Genomic DNA, 21,025 nt, shown 5'->3' on the forward strand with positions numbered 1-21,025 from the left:
CCGGCAATGCGCATCCATTCCTTCACCGCGCCGTCGATGAACCAGGCCATGCGCGCCGTGCGCGAGCGGCTCGGCGACGACGCGATCATCCTTTCCAGCCAGCAGAAGAACGGCAAGGTCGAGGTCACCGCGGCAATCGACGAGATCGCCGAGGTGGGCGTCGGCGACACCTCCGGACCGGGCCTGCCCGACTGGGAAACGAACTGGAGCAACGACTGGGCGGAACCGGCCGGCGTGACCGCCCCGCTCGTGAACGGCGCGGCCGAACCCGCCGCCGAGAAAACCGATCCCGCGACGCGCAAGCTGATCGACGACCTCGTCGCCGTGCTCGCCTTTCATGGCATCCCGTCCCGGCTCGGCGAGCGACTCGGCCGCCTCGCGCTGGCCGCCGGCGCGGACGAGGCGACGATCGCACTGGCCGCCGCCTTCGACGAGCGTTTCCGCTTCAAGCCGCTGCAACTGCCGGCGCGCCGGCCGATCCTGTTCGTCGGGCCGTCCGGCAGCGGCAAGACCCTCACCCTGGCCAAGATCGCGACCCAGATGGCGCTGGCAGGCACCGCGCCCGAGATCGTCACCACGGATGTCAGCCGGCCGGGCGCGATGGCCCAGCTTGCCGGCTTCACGCGCATCCTCGACCTGCCGTTGTCCAAGGCGGACGGGCCGGAGGCGCTCGCCGAGCGGATCGCCGGGGCAAGCGCGCCGCTCCTCATCGACAGCGCCGGTGTCGACCCCTACTCGCCCGATCAGATGACCGCGACGGCCCGCCTGGCCGTCGCCGCCGATGCCGAGATCGTGCTGGTCCTGGCTGCCGGATTCGATCCGGAGGAAATGGCCGATCAGGCCCAGGCCTTCGCCAAGATCGGCGCGTCGCGGCTGATCGTCACCCGGGCCGATGCCAGCCGGCGGCTCGGCGGCATCGTCTGCGCGGCGGCCGGCAGCGGTCTCGCGCTCTCCCATATCTGCCATGCGCCATCGGCGGCGCACGGCCTTTCCACCCTCAATCCGGTGAAACTGGCGCGGCTCCTGATACGTGACCCGTTGCAGCCGCTCCAGTTTACCGACCTCAGCGAGGCCGCCCGATGACCCTCCCCGAAAGCAGCAGGCCCGCCCGTCCGCTCCACCACCCGGCATCGCGGACCGCCGGCCGAAACATCGTGACCATCGCCTCGGGCAAGGGCGGCGTCGGCAAGACCGTGCTGGCCATCAGCCTGACCCATGCGATCGCCCGCGAGGGGCGTAGGAGCCTGCTCTTCGACGGCGATCTCGGATTGGCCAATGTCGACGTGCAGCTCGGCCTGGTGCCGGAACACGATCTTGGCGCCGTGGTCGCCGGCCGGCTGCGGCTGGCGGACGCGGTGACCCGTTTCCCGGAAGGCGGCTTCGATATCCTGGCCGGGCGCTCCGGCTCGGGCAGTCTGGCGGCGCTCGGGCGTGCCGAACTGCAGGCCCTCCGCGAGGATCTCTTCGCGCTCGCCGCCGGTTACGACGCCATCGTCCTCGATCTCGGCGCCGGCATCGATCAGCCGGTCCGCGCCCTGACCGTGCCGAGCGGGCCGAAGCTGGTCATCGCCACGGAGGAGCCGACCTCGCTAACCGACGCCTATGCCTTCATCAAGGTCACGGCGGCGCAGATTCCCGGGGCCGACATCCGCATCGTCGTCAACATGGCGACGTCGAAGGCGGAGGCCCAGCGAACCTACGAGAAGCTTCGCCGGGCCTGCGAGAATTTCCTCAAGCTGTCGCCGCCGCTGGCCGGCATCGTGCATCGCGACGACAAGGTCCGCGACGCGATCCGCCACCAGACCGCGATCTTCATCCGCCACCCGAATTCCCGGGTCGCCAGCGATATCGAGGCGCTGGCGCAATCGCTTTGCCGCGAACTGGAATCCGGCGGAAGTCCCGGAGGCTGAACAATGAGCGACCTGCGCGGCACCTCCTCGGTACCGGCATCGGGCGTCAGCGCGCCCGGCCCGGCATCGCGGGGACAGGCGCCGACGCCGGTCGCGGCCCCCCAGCCGGCCGCCGCCACCGGGGGCCATGCGGATCCGGCCTATGACCTCTCGGGCGCCATTGCCCGGCTGCGGATCGGCGCCCGCCTGGAAGCCATCGTCCAGCAGCAGACCCCGGCAGGCGAGACCGTGATCCAGAGCGATGCCGGCCGCTTCACGGTGGTGCTGCCCCGGGCCCTGCCGCCGGCAACCCGGCTCTCGCTCGAGATCCTCGGTCTTGGCCAGGCAATCCGCGCGATCCTCGTCTCCATCGATGGCCGCGTGATCGCCCAGCCGGCAGAGATCGCCCTGCATCCGACCGGCAACGCACCGACGCAGGGCGGCTACTCGGCCCTGATCCAGAATGCCGGCCGCGCCGCTCCCGCCGGAGCGGTTCCGCCCGCGCCGCTCCTGCCACCGGGACCGACGACTGCGGCTCCGCCGCCGCCTTCACAACCGCCGGCGCATGGCCCGCCGTCCTACGGCCCGCCGACCGCGCCGACGCTGCCGTCGACGGCCATCGCCGCCGCCCCGAACATCCCGGCTGGTGTCGGCGGCTCCAGCAATATCGCGACCGCGGCGCCCGGTCCGATGACCAGCGGCCCGAACATGCAGCAGGCCGCCGTCCCGAACATACCGGCGTCCGGCTCCGTCCCGGCTCCGTCGCCGACGGCAATCGCGACGCCGCATCCCGCCTCGCTGCCGGCGACCGCCCTGTCCTTCGCGGCCGGTGAGGCGCCGATCACGCAAGGTCGTGCGTTGCGAGCGTTCGTCGTCAGTTCCGGCGCCGGCGCCCCCCCGACACAATCCGCCTTCGCGACCGGCGAAGTCCTGAACATTCGCATCGTCCCGGCATCGAACGGCGATGCCGCGAACCGGTTCACCGGGATCGCCACCAGCCCCGGGCTGGCCGGCAATCTCCAGGTCAGGATCGGCACGTCGTTGCTGCAGATCGACAGCCGGGCGGCGCTGCCGGCCGGACAGGAAGTCACCTTCGCGATTACCGGCCGTACGCCCCCGGCGCCGCTGGCGCCGCTGCTGCTGCCCGCCACCGGCCACCCGGCCAGCGAATTCGCAAGCCATTGGCCTGCGCTGGAACAGGCGATCGGTGTGCTCGCGGCGATCGATCCCGGCTATGCGGGACAGCTCGCGGCAAGCCGCATTCCGACCGCCGGGCCGCGACTGGCCGCCGATATCCTGTTCTTCCTGGCGGCGCTCGGAAACAACGGCGTCGGGTCCTGGCTGGGTCACGACGCCACGGCGGCGCTCGAACGGGCCGGCCGTCGCGACCTTCTCGCCCGGCTTGACGACGATTTCGCGACCCTGTCCCGCCTCGCACGCGACCGGCAAGACAGCGAATGGCGAACCCTGCTGGTACCATTCTACGACGGCCGCGATCTGCAACAGCTGAGCGTCTTCCTGCGCCATCCCCGCCGGGACGACACCGACGGCGAGAAGAGCGGCGAGGAAACCCGGTTCGTGCTCGATCTGGAACTGCAAAGCATGGGACCGCTGCAGATCGACGGCTGGCTGCGCAGGCGGCGGCTCGATCTCTATGTGCGCAGCCAGCGCGTGCTGCCGATATCGCTCAGGCGGGGAGTCGCTGCGATTTTCGAGGAATCGCTCGCCATCACCGGGATCACCGGCGGACTGAGCTTCCAGGTCGTCCGCCCCTTCCCCGTCGATCCGCGCGGCGACATCGAATCCCGGGCCGCGCACGAGGCCTTTCTCGCCTGAACGGGGCCGGTCCGCGCCGCCCGGCCGGCGCGGCCGGATCAGCGACGCGAATCAGTAATCCTAATAGCCGGCCCGCCGCATCAGCATGCGGGCGGCGCGCTCGTCCATGTCGCGCTGTTCGCGCCGCCGTTCGGCAAGCTCCCGCTTCCGTTCGTCGGCCTCGACAGCAAGTTCGTAACGCTTGAGTTCCTGGAACGCCGCGGAAACGTCCTCATGGGCCCGTTCGATCTGGCGTTCGAGTTCCTCGACCGATTGCAGGATCGCGTTGCGCCGGGTCCGCATCTCGCGGGCATAAGCGGGGAAGGCAAACACCACGTCACGGTCTTCACCGGCGGCCCGCTGCTCGGCCGCGAACTGGTCGTCGATCGCGGCGACCTGGGTCTCCATCTCGCTCTTCATGCGACCCAGTTCGGCCAGTTGCCGGCGCTGCTCATCGAGCCGCCAGCGCTGGGCGCGGATCAACGTGTTCAGTCCCTTGGTTGACATGTCTTACCCCCGTTTCTTGTACTATTGCGCCTGGCTGCCGTCGGCCAGCAGATCGGCCAGCGCCGCATAGCCCGCAGCAAGCGTTACACGTTCTTCCTTCTTCTGGCTGAGGAACGCCTCGAGTGCCGGGTAATACCGGATCGCCTCATCGACCTTCGGGTCGGTGCCGGCCCGGTAGGCGCCGAGGCGGATCAGCTCGGCCATGTCCTCGTAAGTCGAAAGCAATCCGCGCGCGGCGCGCACGAGATCGTTCTCCTGCTCGTCGTTGCAGCCCGGCATGGTCCGCGAGATCGACTGCAGGATATTGATGGCCGGATAACGGCCACGCTCGGCGATCGCCCGCTGCAGGACGATATGGCCGTCGAGAATGCCGCGCACGGCGTCGGCGATCGGCTCGTTGTGGTCATCGCCCTCGACCAGAACCGCGAACAGTCCGGTGATCGAACCGGCGCCGGTGCCCGGCCCGGCGCGCTCCAGCAGCTTCGGCAATTCGGCGAAAACGGTCGGCGTATACCCCTTGGTGGTCGGCGGTTCGCCGCTCGAGAGCCCGATCTCGCGCTGAGCCATGGCAAAGCGCGTCACCGAATCCATTAGGCAGAGCACGTCCTTCTGGCGATCGCGGAAATATTCCGCCAGCGTGAGTGTCAGGTAAGCCGCCTGGCGGCGCATCAGCGGCGGCTCGTCCGATGTCGAAACGACGACGACACTGCGCGCGAGACCTTCGGGCCCGAGGTCGTCCTCGATGAACTCCTGGACTTCCCGGCCGCGCTCGCCGACCAGCCCGATGATGCTCACATCGGCTTCCGTGTAGCGCGCCAGCATCGACATCAGCACCGACTTGCCGACACCGGAACCGGCGAAGATGCCCATGCGCTGGCCGCGGCAACAGGTGATGAAGGTGTTGAGCGCCTTGACGCCCAGGTCGATCTTGCCGGCGACTCGCTGGCGCGACTGCGGCGGCGGCGGGGCCTGGCGAAGCGCGCAGGCGACCGAGCCGCGGGCCAGCGGCGGCCCCCCGTCGATCGGCTCGCCCATCGCGTTGACCACTCGGCCGAGCCAGGATTCGTCCGGATAGATGAAGCCGTCCTGGCCTTCGACGATCGCCTTGCAGCCGATCCCGACCCCTTCGAGCGAGTCGAACGGCATCGCCAGAACGCGGCCGCCGCGGAATCCCACCGCCTCGACTTTCACAGAACGGCCCTCGCGGCCGAGAACGCGCAGCCGGCTGCCGATGCTGACCTCGCGCTCGATGCCGGCGATCTCGATCAGCAGTCCCTGTACGGCGGCGACCCGGCCATAAAGCCTGTGGGTGGGAATACGCGCCAGATCGGCCTTTACGCTTCGCAAGAATAACCCTCGTGAGATCCGGAAATGGTACGGTGGCGGGACCGCGCGGATATTGCTGACGGGCAACAAGCCGGAGTGTCGCCCGTCACGCTTAATGTTCGGTAAAACCGCCATCCGAAGCCGCGCACATTCCGCATCAATAATTATTAACGAAGCTGTCTGGTTTTAATTGTTTATTAAGGTAAATTGCCGATAACGGATCTCGATTGAGGGAGGTCGCTATGCGCGTTTTATTGATCGAAGACGACAGTGCCATGACCCGCAGCATCGAACTGATGCTGTCGGCGGAGGGCTTCAGCATCTACGCCACGGATCTCGGCGAGGAAGGTCTGGATCTCGGCAAGTTGTATGACTACGACATCATCATTCTGGATCTCAACCTTCCGGACATGTCGGGTTACGACGTACTGAAGAAGCTCCGCACGTCGAAGGTTGCGACACCGATTCTGATCCTTTCAGGCATGTCGGAGCCGGACAAGAAGGTCATGGGTCTCGGCTTCGGCGCCGACGACTACCTGACAAAGCCGTTCAACAAGGATGAACTGGTGGCGCGCATTCGCGCCATCGTGCGCCGCTCGAAAGGGCACGCACAATCCATCATCAAGACCGGGCGTCTGGCCGTGAATCTCGATTCGAAGTCAGTCGAGGTCGACGGCCAGAGGCTGCACCTGACCGGCAAGGAATACGGGATGCTGGAGCTGTTGAGCCTGCGCAAGGGCACGACGCTCACCAAGGAGATGTTCCTGAACCATCTCTACGGCGGCATGGACGAGCCGGAACTCAAGATCATCGACGTCTTCGTCTGCAAGCTTCGCAAGAAGCTCGCCCAGGCGACCGAAGGCGACAATTACATCGAGACCGTCTGGGGCCGCGGCTACGTGCTGCGCGACCCGGAAGAAACCCCCGACACTGCCGGGAAGAGGCGCGCCGCGGCGGGCTGATCTCCCGATCTCCGAAGACGACCGAAAGCGGTCCGGCATCATGCCGGGCCGTTTTTCGTTGCAGACAAGGTAGTCCGAAGGATTCGGATTCAGGCCGCGCTGCCGGCGACAAGCCCCCGCACCCGTGCGCCGATCTCGCCCGGCGGCAGCACAGCCGTGCAGAGGCCGGCTCTGGCGACGGCGCCAGGCATGCCCCAGGCGACGCTCGTCCCCGCGTCCTGGGCAACCGCCATGCCGCCACCGGCAACGACGGCGCGGACACCGGCCAGACCGTCCTCGCCCGTGCCGCTCAGCATTACCGTCAGGACCCTGCAGTCATAGACCTTGGCCAGGCCGTCCAGCAGGACGTCGACGGACGGGCGGCAGAAGTTCACCGGTGCCTGTCGGTGGATCCGGATGACCGGTTCCGCGTCGCCTCGCCGCTCCACCGACATGTGATGGCCGCCCGGCGCGATGTATATTCGTCCGGCGCCGACCGGCTCGCCGTCCTGCCCTTCGTGGCAGTCGGCGCCGCATTCGCGGGCGAGCTGCGCGGCAAGGATCGCGGTGAATGTCGCCGGCATGTGCTGCACGACGAAGACCGGCAGGTCGAGCGGCGGTCGAAGTGCCTCGAGAAAGGCCTGCAGGGCCTGCGGCCCGCCGGTCGAGCAGCCGACCGCGATCGCCTGCGGCCGCAGGCGCGAAACCGGGCGCAGGCGGATCGGCGACGCATCCGCAGGCTGTTCTATGTCGGGATGCATCGAGCGGCCATCTCCGGGAAAGCAACATGGCGTCAGGGAGAGGCGCCCGTCACGTTCCGCAGCGTGACCGCGAAGTCCTAAAATTGAATGAAACGGGATATTCGCAACCCGTGCGTTTCAAGCCGCGCTGAAGGCAAGCTCGACCTGGTCTTCCGACGCGCGCTCGAGCGCAAGCGCGGCGCCGAGTTCGTCGGCAAGCAGGCGAGCCATGTAATAGGGCACGTCGCGGGGGGTCACGTCGTCGAGCGCGATTCGACCCGCCAGCGCATTCGTCGCGGCCTCGTCGAAAACCACCCTCCCCCGGCCGCTGACCCGATACTCCCAGTCGTCGCCGCCGGCGCCCCTGACCGCGATGGTGCCGCCGCGTGGCATCGCCGCCAGCGCGATCGACAGCAGCAGCGCCAGCACCTTGGCGGCATCCTTGGGCAGGTCGTGCGGCGAACCCGGGCCGTCCGGCCAGACAAGCTCGGCTTTCGAGAATTCGAACAGCCCGGCGACCAGCCGGTGCACGTCGCGCACCGGGATGCGCGTGTCCGGCCCGCCCGAGAAGCCGAAGGCAAGGCGGTAGAACTGCAGCTTGGCGACCGCTTCCCGGGCGCTTACCGACAGCAGCTTCACCGCCTCTTCGCGGATCGCGGGCTCCTCCTCGTCCTCGAGAATCTCGATCCCGTTATTGACCGCCCCGACCGGGCTGATCACATCGTGGCAAAGGCGGGAACACAGCAACGCGGCAAGTTTCGTATCGGGCATCAGGTCGACCAGTCTGTTGTGAGCGGCCATCATGGCAATGGCGCCGCGTATTGCAATGCCTTGCTTGGCGCCCGAAGTATGAGTGGAAGGAGAAGTTCCATGCGCATGAGTCTGTTCACCTGCCCCGGGGCGCTTGTCCGTCATCCGGACCAGCCCGATTGGGGCATCGGACAGGTCCAATCCGTCATCGGGCTTCGCGTCACCGTCAATTTCGAACATGCCGGAAAGCGACTCATACGCGCCGACAATGTCGAACTTGTCCCTGTCCGGCCGGAGGAAATCGAGTAGAACACCTCTCGGGGACGCACGAAACGCGTAGCGGGGGTTAGCATGACGGACGCGGTAACATCGATCGGCACACCAGTTCCTCCCGGCCGCCACAAGCGGAAAGGCCGGATGCAGGAGCGAGGCCGGCAGGCCCGGCCGGAGGACCGGAACGATGTGCGCGCGCTGCTCGTAGACGATCCCCGCCGCCCCGACCTGCTGATCGAGTACCTGCACCGGATACAGGACCGCTACGGCCGGCTCGCGGCCGGCCATCTCGCCGCACTTGCCGAGGAGATGCGGCTGTCGCTCTCCGAGGTTTACGAGGTTGCGACCTTCTATCACAATTTCGACGTCGTCACCGACGAGACCGCGAAGCCGGTGGCGCTCACCATCCGGGTCTGCGACAGCCTGAGTTGCGCCCTCGCCGGGGCTGCCGGCCTGCAGGAGGCGCTGGTCCGGCGCTACGGCGGGAGCCTGCGCGTCACCCACGCAGCCTGCATGGGACGCTGCGACATGGCACCGGTGGTGCGCGTCGGCGGCGAGACCTACGTCGAGCGCGCGACCGCGGATTCCGCCGCTGCAGCGACCGAGGTCGCGCTGAAGGGGGAGGCGCCGCCGGCCCTGCCCGACTATCCCGATCTCGTCCGCTACCGCGCCGACGGCGGCTACCGGCTGCTGGAATCCTGTCGGAGCGGCACACTGTCGTTCGAGACCCTGGTCGAGCGGCTGGAGAAGAGCGGCCTGCGGGGCCTCGGCGGCGCCGGCTTCCCGACCGGCCGCAAATGGCGCTTCGTCCGCCAGGAGCCCGGCCCGCGGCTGGTCGCGGTCAATGCCGACGAGAGCGAGCCGGGCACCTTCAAGGACCGGCATTTCCTGCTGTCCGACCCGCACCGCATGCTGGAAGGCATCCTGATTGCCGCCTGGGCAATGGAGGCGGATGAGGCATACATATTCCTGCGCGACGAATATGCGGACGCACGCGCCATCCTCACCCGCGAGATCGCGGCGCTCGAACAGGCCGGCCTCGCCGGCGGCACCCGGATCATTCTCCGGCGCGGCGCCGGCGCCTATATCTGCGGCGAGGAATCGGCGATGCTCGAAAGCCTCGAGGGCAAGCGCGCCCTGCCACGCCACAAGCCCCCGTTCCCGAGCCAGGTCGGCCTGTTCGGCCGCCCGACCCTGATCAACAATGTCGAAACCCTGTTCTGGGTCCGCGACATCGTCGAGAAGGGGCCGGACTGGTTCGCCGAGGGCGGGCGCAACGGCAGCAAGGGCTTCCGCAGCTTCTCGGTTTCCGGCCGCGTCAGGGAGCCGGGCGTCAAGATCGCCCCCGCCGGAATCACGGCGCGCGAGCTGATCGACGAATTCTGCGGCGGCATGGCCGATGGCAAGGTCCTGAAGGGCTACCTGCCGGGCGGCGCCTCGGGCGGCATCCTGCCGGCCTCGATGGCCGACCTGCCGCTCGATTTCGGCACGCTGGAGGCACATGGCTGCTTCATCGGCTCGGCCGCGGTGATCGTGCTGGCGGAGGGCGACGACATCGCCGACGTGGCGCGCAACCTGATGGAATTCTTCGAGGACGAATCCTGCGGCCAGTGCACGCCCTGCCGGGTCGGCGCCGAGAAGACACTGGCGCTGATGGCGGCGGAGCGCTGGGACCGGCCGTTGCTCGGCGAGGTCGCCCGCTGCATGACCGACGCGTCGATCTGCGGGCTCGGCCAGGCCGCGCCGAACGGCCTGCTGTCGCTGTTCCGCTATTTCCCGGAGGACGTCCGATGAGCGATCCGATCCGCTTCACGCTCGACGGCCGGGAGGTCGGGGCGGGCCCCGGGGAGACGATCTGGCAGGTCGCCGAGCGACATGGCACGACGATTCCCCATCTCTGCTACAGCACCAAGGCGCGTTATCCGGCGGACGGCAACTGCCGCGCCTGCATGGTGGAGATCGAGGGCGAGCGCGTGCTGGCGGCGAGCTGCATCCGCAAGCCGGCCCCGGGCATGGTGGTCAAGAGCGCCAGCGAGCGCGCCCAGACGGCGCGCCAGATGGTCACCGAGATGCTGCTCGCCGACCAGCCGGCGCGCGCGGCATCGCATGACCCGAACTCGCATTTCTGGGCGATGGCCGACCTGCAGGCTGTCTCCGAAAGCCGCCTGCCGGCAAGCCCGCGCCCGGAGGCCGATCTCAGCCATCCGGCGATGGCGGTCAATCTCGACGCCTGCATCAACTGCAATCTCTGTATCCGGGCCTGCCGGGAAATCCAGGTCAACGACGTGATCGGCATGGCCGGGCGCGGCGCGCATTCGAAGATCGTCTTCGATTTCGACGACCCGATGGGCGCCTCGACCTGTGTCGGCTGCGGCGAATGCGTGCAGGCCTGCCCGACCGGAGCGCTGATGGAGGCCGGCGGCGTCGGCAAGCAGGAGGTTGACCGGGAAGTGCATTCGGTCTGTCCCTATTGCGGGGTCGGCTGCCAGATCACCTACAAGATCAAGGACGACCGGATTCTCTATGTCGACGGCCGCGAGGGGCCGGCCAATCTGGGCCGGCTCTGCGTCAAGGGCCGCTTCGGCTTCGATTACGTGTCCAGCCCGCAACGGCTGACGAAGCCGCTGATCCGCCGCGACGGCATCGCCAAGGACGCGATCGCCGACCTCGATCCGGCGAACCCGCTGACCCATTTCCGCGAGGCAACCTGGGAAGAGGCGCTCGATCGCGCCGCCGCTGGCCTGCGCGCCATCCGTGACGCGGACGGCGGAAAGGCGCTGGCCGGTTTCGGCTCGGCCAAGGGCTCGAACGAGGAAGCCTACCTGTTCCAGAAACTCGTCCGGACCGGTTTCGGCAGCAACAATGTCGATCACTGCACGCGGCTCTGCCATGCCTCCTCGGTCGCCGCGCTGATGGAAACGGTCGGCTCGGGCGCCGTGTCGGCGCCGTTCAACGATGCCGAGAAGGCCGACGTCATCCTGGTGATCGGCGCCAACCCGACCGTCAATCACCCGGTCGCGGCGAGCTTCTTCAAGAATGCCGCCAAGCGCGGCGCCAAGCTGATCATCATCGATCCGCGCGGCACCGCGATGCGCCGCTACGCCACCTGGATGGTGCAGCACCGGCCCGGCAGCGATGTCGCGCTGATCAACTCGATGCTGCAGGTGATCGTCGCCGAAGGGCTGGTCGACCGGCAGTATGTCGAGGGCTATACTGAGGGCTATGCGGCGCTGGCCGAGAGCCTCGGCGATTTCACGCCCGAGGCGATGGCGGCGATCTCCGGGGTCGAGCCGGAGACCGTCCGCGAGGTTGCCCGCGCCTTCGCCACCGCCAAGTCGGCGATCATCTTCTGGGGCATGGGCCTGAGCCAGCATATCCACGGCACCGACAATGCGCGGGCACTGATCAGCCTCGCCCTGATGACCGGACAGGTCGGCCGTCCGGGCACCGGGCTACATCCCCTGCGCGGCCAGAACAACGTGCAGGGCGCCTCGGACGCCGGGTTGATCCCGATGGTCTTCCCCGATTACCAGCCGGTCTCCGATCCGGCGGTGCGCGCCCGCTTCGAGGCGATGTGGGGCACGGAACTCGATCCGGAACCGGGCCTGACCGTGGTCGAGATCACCGACGCAGTGCATCGCGGGGTGATCCGCGGGATGTATATCATGGGCGAGAACCCGGCGATGTCGGACCCGAACGTCAGCCACGCCCGGGCGGCGCTCGCCAAGCTCGATCACCTGGTGGTGCAGGACCTGTTCCTGACCGAGACCGCCGCCTTCGCCGACGTCGTGCTGCCGGCCTCGGCCTGGCCCGAGAAGGACGGCACGGTCACCAACACCAATCGCCAGGTGCAGCGCGGCCGCAAGGCCCTGCCGCTTCCGGGCGAGGCGCGCCAGGATCTCTGGATCATCCAGGAGATGGCCCGCCGCCTCGGCCTCGACTGGCATTATGACGGCCCGGCCGAAGCCTTCGCCGAGATGCGCCGGGCGATGCCGTCGATCGCCGGCATCAGCTGGGAACGCCTGGAGCGGGAAAGCTGCGTCACCTATCCCTGCCATGCCGAGGACGAACCCGGCGAGGCGGTGATCTTCACCGAGGGCTTCCCGACCAAGAGCGGCCGCGGACGCTTCGTGCCGACAGCGATGGTGCCGCCGGACGAACGCCCGGACCGCGACTTCCCGCTCGTGCTGACCACCGGCCGCGTCCTCGAACACTGGCATACCGGGGCGATGACGCGGCGGACCCGGGTGCTCGACGCGGTCGAACCGGAGGCCGCCGTCGAGATCTCGCCAAGCGATCTCGAACGGTTCGGGATCGACCCGGGCGACCGGGTCCGCGTGGTCACCCGGCGTGGCGCGATCGAGCTCCGGGCGCGCTTCGATTCCTCGCTGCCGGAAGGAATGATCTTCATTCCCTTCTGCTACGCCGAGGCAGCCGCCAACATCCTTACCAATGACGCGCTCGACCCCTTCGGCAAGATCGCCGAGGTGAAATATTGCGCCGTTCGCCTGGAGCCCGCGACGGCCGGCCGCGACGCCGCGGAATGACCGCGCCGCGACAATGCGCGCCGGTTCCGGCCGCGAGGGAGGCGAAACAGGCGCGGAGGGGTTAGTCGATGTCGCTTGCGACGAATCGCGGGTGGCCTCGATTTCCGCAGAGTGACAGGCGCAAGAGCCGTTTTCGGGGGGTAATCAATGGCCGACGCTCAACAGCACAAGGCGCCGCAATCCGACATCGACATCGCCCAGGCGGCCCGCATGCGGCCGATCGTCGAACTGGCACGCGACCGGCTCGGCCTCGCCGAGACCGACCTGCATCCCTATGGCCACCACAAGGCGAAGCTCACCTTCGATTGCGTTCGCGGCCTGGAGGATCGGCCGGACGGCAAGCTCATCCTGGTCACGGCGATGACGCCAACGCCGGCGGGCGAAGGCAAGACGACGACGACCGTCGGCCTCGGCGACGCGCTCAACCATATCGGCAAGAAGGCGATGATCTGCCTGCGCGAGCCCTCGCTCGGTCCCTGCTTCGGGATGAAGGGCGGCGCCGCCGGCGGCGGTTACGCACAAGTCGTCCCGATGGAGGACATCAACCTCCATTTCACCGGCGACTTCCACGCCATCGGCATCGCCCACAACCTGCTGGCAGCGATGATCGACAACCACATCTACTGGGGCAACGAGCTCAAGCTCGACCAGCGCCGGATTGCCTTCCGGCGCGTCGTCGACATGAACGACCGGGCGCTTCGCCAGATCACCTCGTCGCTTGGCGGCGTCGCCAACGGCTTCCCGCGCGAGGACGGTTTCGACATCACCGTCGCCTCCGAGGTCATGGCGATCTTCTGCCTGGCGCGGAGCCTGGACGACCTGAAGGAGCGGCTCGGCAACATCATCGTCGGCTACACCCGTGAAAAGACGCCGGTCTATGCCCGGCAGCTCGAAGCCCACGGCGCCATGGCGGCGCTGCTGAAGGATGCGCTGGCGCCCAACCTGGTGCAGACGCTGGAAGGCAACCCGGCCTTCGTCCACGGCGGGCCGTTCGCCAACATCGCGCATGGCTGCAACTCGGTCCTGGCGACCCGGACGGCGCTCAAGCTCGCCGATTACGTGGTCACCGAGGCCGGCTTCGGCGCCGATCTCGGGGCTGAGAAATTCTTCGACATCAAATGCCGCAAGGCCGGGCTGAAGCCCGCCTGCGCGGTCGTCGTCTGCACGATCCGCGCGCTCAAGATGCATGGCGGCGTCGCCAAGGAAGACCTGGGCCAGGAAAATCTCGAGGCGCTGAAGCAGGGCTCGGAGAATCTCGCCCGCCATGTCGAGAACGTGCGCCAGTTCGGCGTGCCCGCGATCGTCGCCATCAACCGTTTCTCGGCCGACACCGAAGCCGAGCGCGACCTCGTTCGCCAGATCGGCGCCGAGCTCGGCGTCGAGGTGATCGAGAGCGATCACTGGGCGAGCGGCGGAGCCGGCGCGGCGGAACTGGCCGAGGCCGTGGTCGCGACCGTCGAAAAGGACGAGGCCGCCTTCCACCCGCTTTACCCGGACGAGATGCCGCTCTGGGACAAGGTCCGGACGATCGCGCAATCGCTCTACGGGGCGCAGGGGATCATCGCCGACAAGGTGATCCGCGCGCGCTTCGCCGAGCTGCAGTCCGGCGGCTTCGGCCACTACCCGGTCTGCATTGCCAAGACCCAGTACAGCTTCTCGACAGATCCGAACCTGAAGGGCGCGCCGTCCAATCACGTGGTCCCGATCCGCGAGCTCAGGCTCGCCAGCGGCGCCGAGTTCCTGGTCGTCGTCTGCGGCGACATCATGACCATGCCGGGACTGCCGAGGGTGCCGGCGGCGAACCGCATCAGCGTCGACAGCGACGGGCGGATCGTCGGCCTGTTCTGAGCCCGCCGGGCAACAGCCTTCCCTGCTGGCTCAGTGCTCCGCTTCGGCGAGCAGGCGGCCCGCCTCTTCCAGGTCGGCGGGCCGGTTGGCGTTGAAGAACGGATCGAACGGCTCGCTCGGCCAGTCGACGGTCGCCAGCCGGTAGCGGGCGGTCCAGCGGTCGATCTTACGGATGTCCTCTTCCGTCATGGCCCGGCGCAGCGCTTCGCGGAGGGCAACCGGCCATAGCCCGATTACCGGATGGCTGCGTCCGTCCGAGGCGGCACAGGCAAGCTCGGCCGCCTCCGACCGCAATCCGGCGAGCAGACCGTCGGCGAGATCCGCCGGGATCAGCGGCGCGTCGGTCGGCAGGCTCAGCACATAGTCGAAGGATGATGTCGCGCGGGCGGCCCAGTCGAGGCCGGTGAGGATACCGGCGAGCGGGCCCGCGAAGCCCTCCACCACGTCGGCCGCGACCGGCATCCGCCAGCGGGCGAAACGCGCCGGATCGCCGTTCGCGTTGATGATCAGGTCGTCGACCTGGGGCCGTGCACGGGCGATCACATGGTCCAACAGGGTCCGGCCGCCGAGCGGACGCAGGCACTTGTCGCCGCCTCCCATGCGCCGGGCCTGGCCGCCGGCCAGCAGCAGGCCGAGAATGCGGGGACGGTCGCTCACGATCGCGCGCCCTTTCGCTCGTAACGGGGATCCTCGTCCTCCTGGTCGGCGCTCGCCGCGTCGTAGATCAGCCGGTCCTCGCCCGAGAGGCAGAGAAAGCGCTTGCCCTTGGCGCGGCCGATCAGGGTCAGCCCCGCCTGTCGGGCGAGCGCCACGCCGGACGAGGTGAAGCCGGACCGGGAAATCACGATCGGCACCTCCATCTGGACGCACTTGATGACCATTTCCGAGGTCAGCCGGCCGGTCGTGTAGAAGATCTTGTCGCGCGCGCCGAGGCCGTGCCGGTACATGAAGCCCGCGATCTTGTCGATCGCGTTGTGGCGGCCGACGTCCTCGACATAGATCAGTGGCCTGTCGCCCTCGGCCAGCACGCAGCCGTGAATCGCCCCCGCGGTCAGGTAAAGCGACGGGCGCTGGTTGACCTTCCGGCTCAGCGCATAGATCCAGGATGTCCGGAGCCGCGCGGCCGGGTCGAGGACGACGCTCTCGAACTTCTCCATCATGTCGCCGAACACCGTCCCTTGCGCGCAGCCCGAGGTGACCGTTCGCCGCGCCAGCTTCTCCTCGAAGTCGGTCTCCTCGCGGGTACGGACGACGACGACATCGAGGTCGTCGTCATAATCGACGCCGATGACCTCGTCGTCCGGGCGGAGCATGTTCTGGTTGAGCAGGTAGCCGAGCGCGAGCAGATCCGGATAGTCGCCGATGGTCATCATCGTCACGACTTCCTGCGAATTCAGGTAGAGCGTCAGCGGCCGCTCGACGGTCACCGAGGTTTCCACCGACCGGCCGTCCTGGTCCAGGCCGCGAACCCGCTCGGTCAGGCGCGGATCGTCCGGGTCCGGGGCGATTTCGAATTCCTTCATGCCGTCACTATGGTGCGCCGGGCATCAGCCGGAAAGACCGAATATACGGTAAACACATGGTTACGCGCGGCTTGACCTTTGACGCGTCCAATGGTTCTCTCCGCGCCTCTTCGTTGCATTCGGGTACTGATGAGAAAAGTAATTATCGTCACGGGCGGTAGCCGGGGGATCGGCGCCGCCACAGCCGTCGCGGCAGCACGCGCCGGTTACGACGTGGCCTTCAACTATCGCGCCGACCACGCGGCCGCCGAGGCCGTGGCCGATTCGATCACCGGGCTGGGCCGGAAGGCCCTCGCCATGCATGCCGACCTGACCTCGGAGGCGGACATCAAACGCATGTTCCGCGAGGTCGACCAGGAGCTCGGGCCGGCCACCGCGCTGGTGAACAACGCCAGTGCCGGCGAGGGCCCGCGCCGCCGCCTCGACGACATGGAGGTCGAGAGCCTGTCGAATCTCTTCGGCGTCAACGTCGTCGCAACCCTGCTCTGCACGCGTGAGGCGGTTCGCCGCATGTCGACGCAGGGCGAAGGCTTCGACGACGGCAATGCCGGCGGGACGATCATCAACGTTTCCTGCGCGCCGCTGGCGAGCGACGGCAGCCGGCTCGGCCTCGACCATATCGCGAGCAAGGGCGCCATCGAGCATGTCACCCGGGCGCTCGCCGAGGAACTGTCCGGCGAGGGCATCCGGGTGAACGCGGTGCGGCCGCGCGCCGAGAGCGCAAAGGCAAGCGATGACGACGACGAGAGTGACAGCCTGCCGCCGCTCGACCGGGCGACCTGCGAGGCAATCGCCGAGGCCATCATGCGCCTGATCGAGGACGAGGGCGGCGCGGATTCCGGACAGATCGTCGATGTGGAACGGCCGGGCCGGACCGGCTGACCGGAACTGAACAGCGGATCCAGAGCGGGACGGAGGGGCGTGTGAGCGACGACAGGGACAGCCAACTGCTGGCGGCGATCTACGAGATTGCGCTGGAGGCCGGCGAGAAGATCCTCGAGATCTACCGGAAGCCGATCGCCGTCGACCGCAAGGACGACAAGTCACCGGTCACCGAGGCGGATGTAGCGGGCGAGAAGATCATCCTGGCGGGGCTTGCCCGGCTCACTCCCGAGATCCCGGTGATCGCCGAGGAAAGCGTCGCCGCCGGCCGCATCCCGGAGGTCGATGGCCGCGATTTCTGGCTTGTCGACCCGCTCGACGGGACCAAGGAATTCATCAGCAAGAACGGCGAGTTCACCGTCAATATCGCGCTCGTCCGCAGGGGCCGCCCGGTGCTCGGCGTGATCCATGTCCCGGCCAAGGCGATGAGCTACGGCGGCGCCGGGGCCGGCACCGCCTGGCGGCGACCGCTCGGTGGCGCGGCGGAGCCGATCACCGTCCGGAACCCTGACGACGCCGGCCTGATCGCCGTCGCCAGCCGCTCGCACCGCAGCCCGGAGACCGACGCGTTCCTCGAAGATTACAAGGTCGCCTCGATCGCCTCGGCCGGCTCGTCGCTGAAATTCTGCCTCGTCGCCGAGGGCAGCGCCGACATCTATCCCCGGCTTGGCCGGACCATGGAATGGGACATCGGCGCCGGCGTCGCCATCCTCGAGGCAGCCGGTGGCCGGGTCACGAAAACCGACGGCTCGGCCCTTGCATTCGGCAAGCCGGGCTTCGACAATCCGCATTTCGTCGCCTGGGGTAACGTCACCCCCGCCTGATGGGAGCCCTGCCATGCCCACCTTCGACATCGTCAGCAAGATCGAGCTTCCCGAAGTCGACAACGCCGTCAACGGCGTGTTGCGCGAGATCGAGGTCCGCTACGACTTCAAGGGCTCGAAGGCGACCCTCGAATGGGACAAGGAGACGCTGACGATCCTGGCCGACGACGACATGAAGCTCCGCCAGATGCAGGAGCTCGTGCGCGGCCATTTCGCCAAGCGCAAGATCGAGGCCGGCTCGCTCGACTTCCAGAAGGCGGAGCCGGCGGCCGGCCAGAGCGTGCGCCAGAAGATACTGCTGCGCCAGGGTATCGACCGGGACGCCGCCAAGACCATCACCAAGGCAATCAAAGACGCCAAGCTGAAGGTCCAGGTGCAGATCCAGGGCGACGAGCTGCGCGTGACCGGCAAGAAGCGCGACGACCTGCAGGACGCGATCGCCGTCTGCAAGGCGCTGCCGATGGAACAGCCCCTGCAGTACGTGAATTTCCGCGACTGACGCCGCCGCTCAGGCGGCCGGGCGTCTCGGCGCCCTGAACAGGTACATCAGCCCGCCGATGGCGATCAGCGTGACGCAATAGAACAGGACCTGGATCCCGTCCGGGCGGGCGGTATAGCCGATCAGCACGTGAAGCAGGGTGCCGACGGTGCCGTTTTCCGAGAGCAGGTCCGAGCTGTCCCAGATCCGGTGGCCGAGGCTCGGCAGGTAGGCCGCCTGGGCGAGGAAACGGGCCGCCTGCGCCGCCATGCCGGCGGCGAGGAACAGGATCAGCCCGCCGGTGATCGCGAACAGATAGCGCCCGGCGAACCGGGCAAGCCCGAAATAGATCAGCGCCCCGGCCGCGCCGCCGAGCGCGAGCCCGAGCAGCCCGCCGGCCAGCATGCTGCCCGCCTCCCCGCCCTCGGCGGCGGCGATGCCGTAGAGAAACAGCACCACCTCGGCCCCCTCCCGGAGCACCGCGACCCCGACGACGACCGCCAGCACCGAAATCGGCCGGCTGGCCGCGCGCACCGCCTTGCCGACCGCGGAAAGCTGGCGGCTCATCTCGCGGCCGTGGCGGCTCATCCAGATGTTGTGCCAGCCCAGCATGACGACCGCGATGAACAGGATGATCGCGTTCAGCAGCTCCTGCCCCATGCCGGCCGCGGCGGAGGCGACCGCTTCCGCGAAGAACGCCACCAGTACCGCGCCCGCGATCCCCAACAGGACGCCGAGGCCGATCCAGAGGCCGCGCCGGTCAAGGCCGCTGGTCGCGGCCATGACGATCCCGATGATCAGGGCTGCTTCGAGAACCTCGCGGAAGACGATGATCGCCGTGGCAGACATGTTTCGATACCTTCCCGGTTCCGGGTTACCTGACGACGATCGTGCCCTTCGCCGTATCCTCGTGGAACTCGCCGACGAACGGATAGGTCCCGGCGTCGAGCGGGCCGATCAGGATCGTCGCCCTGCTGTTGCCGGCGATCACCTTCTCGCGGTTCAGTTCGTGGCTCTCGAATTCCTCGGGCGTCGCATCGGCGTTCACGACGACGAGCCTGACACGCGTGTTGGCCGGTACCTCCAGGGTCGCGGGCTGGAACCGGTGGTCGCGGATGGTCAGTTCGAAGACCGGTTCTTCCGCGAGCGCTGCCGGAGCCCACAGGGCGGCGGCGAGCGTCAGGGCCGCGAGTACGCGACCCGGTTTGCCGTGATGCATGATGTCCTCTTGTTGCGAATGCGTTGCATTGTCATTTTAATACAACCGGAACGTGACGAACGCAACAGGATTGCGACGCATTCGCAACAGGGAATCGGGATTCGCCGAAGGGCGCGTCAGCTCATGCGCGTTCCAGCCGGGCGGCGACCGAATGGACCAGCGCGGCTTCATCATGCAACCGACCGACATCGTCGAGGATGACAGCAACATCGGCCGGATGTGCACGGACGTGTTCGGGCCCGGCTGGAAATCGCTTCGCATCGCGCATCTCGCGACCGCCGACCGTATCGGCATCGAGCTGTTCGAGTTCGATGGCAACCATGCGCCGGACGACAATCTGTCCTTCCGACGCCACGGCACCTTCCATTTCGCGATTCAGGACCCGAATCCCGAAGATCTTCTGGAGAAGATCGTCGCGGCCGGCGGCAAGCAGAGAATGCCGGTCCGCGAGTACTACCCCGGCGAGAAGCCGTACCGCATGGTCTATGTCGAGGACCCGTTCGGGGTTGTTTTCGAGCTCTACAGTCACAGTTATGAACTCACCTACTCGGCCGGCGCCTACGCCTGAACTTCCTGCAAACGACCACCCGTTGACGATGTTCCGGACCGCCTGGCGGCAGGAACGACGGGATCCATCAATGCATGGGAATGCGGCGTGGGACGGGGACGGCGGTTGCCGCTGTCTCGGCATCCATGTGTGGACAGGGACCGCGCCAGGTGCGGTTCAGCCGGCATCGTGACATCGACAACCCAAGGAAAGCGATCCGATGAGAGTTCTCATGGTCCTGACGTCGCACGACAGACTCGGCGATACCGGCGAGAAGACCGGATTCTGGCTGGAGGAGTTCGCGGCCCCCTACTACGTCTTCAAGGATGCCGGCGCCGGGATCGTGCTGGCCTCGCCGAAGGGCGGCCAGCCGCCGGTCGACCCCAAGAGCGATGCCGAGGACGCCCAGACCGAGGCGACGAGACGCTTCAAGGGCGATCCGGCCTCGCAGAAGGCGCTGGCCGAAACCCGGGTCCTGTCCGAGATCGGCGACGAAGGCTTCGATGCCGTGTTCTATCCCGGCGGTCACGGTCCGCTCTGGGACCTGGCCGAGGACGCCGACAGCACCCGCCTGATCGAGCGCTTCGCCCGTAGCGACCGCCCGGTAGCCGCCGTATGCCACGCCCCCGCCGTTTTCCGCCACCCGAAAGGCGCCGACGGCAAACCGCTGGTCGCGGGCAAGCGTGTCACAGGCTTCACCAACAGCGAAGAGGCCGCGGCGGGCCTGACCGACGTCGTCCCGTTCCTGGTCGAGGACATGCTCGCCGCCAACGGCGGCAGATACGAGAAAGGCGACGACTGGGCGCCGTTCGCGATCACCGACGGGAAGCTCGTGACCGGTCAGAACCCGGCGTCGTCCGAGGAAGCGGCCCGCAGGTTGCTGGCACTCCTGTAGGGACCGGACCGTGGCAGGACG

The 21,025-nt window shown here is 67.8% G+C and carries 21 protein-coding genes; 13 read left to right on the forward strand and 8 right to left on the reverse strand.

Translation table 11 applies throughout. The features are described 5' to 3' along the window. Positions 1-6: 6 nt before the first annotated feature. From OCH7691_RS15900 to OCH7691_RS15910, 3 genes are read left to right on the forward strand one after another with little or no spacing between them, the layout of a single operon-like run. On the forward strand, positions 7-1,083 hold the full coding sequence (locus tag OCH7691_RS15900; protein ID WP_085884581.1) for a flagellar biosynthesis protein FlhF: 1,077 nt from the start codon (positions 7-9) through the stop codon (positions 1,081-1,083). After that, on the forward strand, positions 1,080-1,910 hold the full coding sequence (locus OCH7691_RS15905; protein ID WP_085884582.1) for a MinD/ParA family protein: 831 nt from the start codon (positions 1,080-1,082) through the stop codon (positions 1,908-1,910). The genes OCH7691_RS15900 and OCH7691_RS15905 overlap by 4 nt, the downstream gene beginning before the upstream one ends. A 3-nt stretch (positions 1,911-1,913) precedes the next feature. After that, positions 1,914-3,725 (forward strand): hypothetical protein, encoded by a 1,812-nt coding sequence (locus OCH7691_RS15910; protein WP_085884583.1) that lies wholly within the window; start codon positions 1,914-1,916, stop codon positions 3,723-3,725. 60 nt (positions 3,726-3,785) lie between these two features. On the opposite strand, the gene OCH7691_RS15915 is transcribed toward OCH7691_RS15910, so the two are convergent. Both OCH7691_RS15915 and fliI read right to left on the reverse strand, forming a co-directional pair. After that, complete coding sequence (locus tag OCH7691_RS15915; RefSeq protein ID WP_085884584.1) at positions 3,786-4,211, reverse strand: flagellar export protein FliJ; 426 nt, start codon at positions 4,209-4,211, stop codon at positions 3,786-3,788. A 21-nt stretch (positions 4,212-4,232) separates the two neighbouring features. Further along, positions 4,233-5,558, reverse strand: coding sequence for a flagellar protein export ATPase FliI (gene fliI, locus OCH7691_RS15920; protein WP_217808083.1), 1,326 nt, complete (start codon positions 5,556-5,558; stop codon positions 4,233-4,235). Positions 5,559-5,779: 221 nt separating this feature from the next. Between fliI and ctrA the strand changes: the two genes are divergently transcribed. After that, positions 5,780-6,499 carry a response regulator transcription factor CtrA gene (gene ctrA, locus OCH7691_RS15925; protein ID WP_085884586.1) on the forward strand — a complete coding sequence of 240 codons (720 nt, stop codon included), beginning with the start codon at positions 5,780-5,782 and terminating at the stop codon, positions 6,497-6,499. Between the two features lie 89 nt (positions 6,500-6,588). Here ctrA and OCH7691_RS15930 read toward each other — a convergent pair whose 3' ends face one another. Further along, positions 6,589-7,239: a CheB methylesterase domain-containing protein gene (locus OCH7691_RS15930; protein WP_085884587.1), complete on the reverse strand. Its 651-nt coding sequence runs from the start codon at positions 7,237-7,239 to the stop codon at positions 6,589-6,591. 117 nt (positions 7,240-7,356) lie between these two features. After that, on the reverse strand, positions 7,357-8,022 hold the full coding sequence (locus OCH7691_RS15935) for a histidine phosphotransferase family protein (protein WP_176245106.1): 666 nt from the start codon (positions 8,020-8,022) through the stop codon (positions 7,357-7,359). 72 nt (positions 8,023-8,094) lie between these two features. Between OCH7691_RS15935 and OCH7691_RS15940 the strand changes: the two genes are divergently transcribed. From OCH7691_RS15940 to OCH7691_RS15955, 4 genes are all read left to right on the forward strand, one after another. Further along, positions 8,095-8,277 (forward strand): DUF3553 domain-containing protein, encoded by a 183-nt coding sequence (locus OCH7691_RS15940; protein ID WP_085885127.1) that lies wholly within the window; start codon positions 8,095-8,097, stop codon positions 8,275-8,277. Between the two features lie 42 nt (positions 8,278-8,319). After that, positions 8,320-10,035: an NAD(P)H-dependent oxidoreductase subunit E gene (locus tag OCH7691_RS15945; protein ID WP_085884589.1), complete on the forward strand. Its 1,716-nt coding sequence runs from the start codon at positions 8,320-8,322 to the stop codon at positions 10,033-10,035. Next, positions 10,032-12,788, forward strand: a complete 2,757-nt coding sequence (gene fdhF, locus OCH7691_RS15950) for a formate dehydrogenase subunit alpha (RefSeq protein ID WP_085884590.1) — start codon at positions 10,032-10,034, stop codon at positions 12,786-12,788. The genes OCH7691_RS15945 and fdhF overlap by 4 nt, the downstream gene beginning before the upstream one ends. Positions 12,789-12,935: 147 nt before the next feature. Continuing rightward, a complete protein-coding gene (locus tag OCH7691_RS15955) occupies positions 12,936-14,636 on the forward strand; it encodes a formate--tetrahydrofolate ligase (RefSeq protein ID WP_085884591.1) in 1,701 nt (566 codons plus the stop codon). Between the two features lie 30 nt (positions 14,637-14,666). On the opposite strand, the gene mobA is transcribed toward OCH7691_RS15955, so the two are convergent. Together mobA and OCH7691_RS15965 are read right to left on the reverse strand one after the other, a co-directional pair. Next, a complete protein-coding gene (mobA, locus tag OCH7691_RS15960; RefSeq protein WP_085885128.1) occupies positions 14,667-15,296 on the reverse strand; it encodes a molybdenum cofactor guanylyltransferase MobA in 630 nt (209 codons plus the stop codon). Beyond that, a complete protein-coding gene (locus OCH7691_RS15965; RefSeq protein WP_085884592.1) occupies positions 15,290-16,159 on the reverse strand; it encodes a formate dehydrogenase accessory sulfurtransferase FdhD in 870 nt (289 codons plus the stop codon). The genes mobA and OCH7691_RS15965 overlap by 7 nt, the downstream gene beginning before the upstream one ends. A gap of 129 nt (positions 16,160-16,288) precedes the next feature. Here OCH7691_RS15965 and OCH7691_RS15970 point away from each other — a divergent pair, with 129 nt between their 5' ends. Genes OCH7691_RS15970 through OCH7691_RS15980 form a run of 3 tightly spaced genes read left to right on the forward strand, consistent with a single transcriptional unit; the run spans position 16,289 to position 18,364 of the window. Further along, a complete protein-coding gene (locus OCH7691_RS15970; protein WP_085884593.1) occupies positions 16,289-17,041 on the forward strand; it encodes an SDR family NAD(P)-dependent oxidoreductase in 753 nt (250 codons plus the stop codon). Positions 17,042-17,082: 41 nt separating this feature from the next. After that, positions 17,083-17,865 carry a 3'(2'),5'-bisphosphate nucleotidase CysQ gene (gene cysQ / locus OCH7691_RS15975; protein ID WP_085884594.1) on the forward strand — a complete coding sequence of 261 codons (783 nt, stop codon included), beginning with the start codon at positions 17,083-17,085 and terminating at the stop codon, positions 17,863-17,865. Positions 17,866-17,878: 13 nt separating this feature from the next. Then, entirely contained in the window at positions 17,879-18,364 is a 486-nt protein-coding gene (locus tag OCH7691_RS15980) for a YajQ family cyclic di-GMP-binding protein (RefSeq protein WP_085884595.1), read from the forward strand. A gap of 9 nt (positions 18,365-18,373) precedes the next feature. Here OCH7691_RS15980 and OCH7691_RS15985 read toward each other — a convergent pair whose 3' ends face one another. Beyond that, positions 18,374-19,192, reverse strand: coding sequence for an FTR1 family iron permease (locus OCH7691_RS15985; RefSeq protein ID WP_085884596.1), 819 nt, complete (start codon positions 19,190-19,192; stop codon positions 18,374-18,376). A 25-nt stretch (positions 19,193-19,217) separates the two neighbouring features. Further along, positions 19,218-19,562, reverse strand: a complete 345-nt coding sequence (locus tag OCH7691_RS15990; protein ID WP_085884597.1) for a cupredoxin domain-containing protein — start codon at positions 19,560-19,562, stop codon at positions 19,218-19,220. Positions 19,563-19,713: 151 nt separating this feature from the next. Here OCH7691_RS15990 and OCH7691_RS15995 point away from each other — a divergent pair, with 151 nt between their 5' ends. Continuing rightward, positions 19,714-20,130, forward strand: a complete 417-nt coding sequence (locus OCH7691_RS15995; protein WP_085884598.1) for a VOC family protein — start codon at positions 19,714-19,716, stop codon at positions 20,128-20,130. Between the two features lie 199 nt (positions 20,131-20,329). After that, on the forward strand, positions 20,330-21,004 hold the full coding sequence (locus tag OCH7691_RS16000) for a type 1 glutamine amidotransferase domain-containing protein (protein ID WP_085884599.1): 675 nt from the start codon (positions 20,330-20,332) through the stop codon (positions 21,002-21,004). Positions 21,005-21,025 lie beyond the last annotated feature (21 nt).

Source organism: Oceanibacterium hippocampi, from assembly GCF_900172325.1.
Taxonomy (GTDB): domain Bacteria; phylum Pseudomonadota; class Alphaproteobacteria; order Sneathiellales; family Sneathiellaceae; genus Oceanibacterium; species Oceanibacterium hippocampi.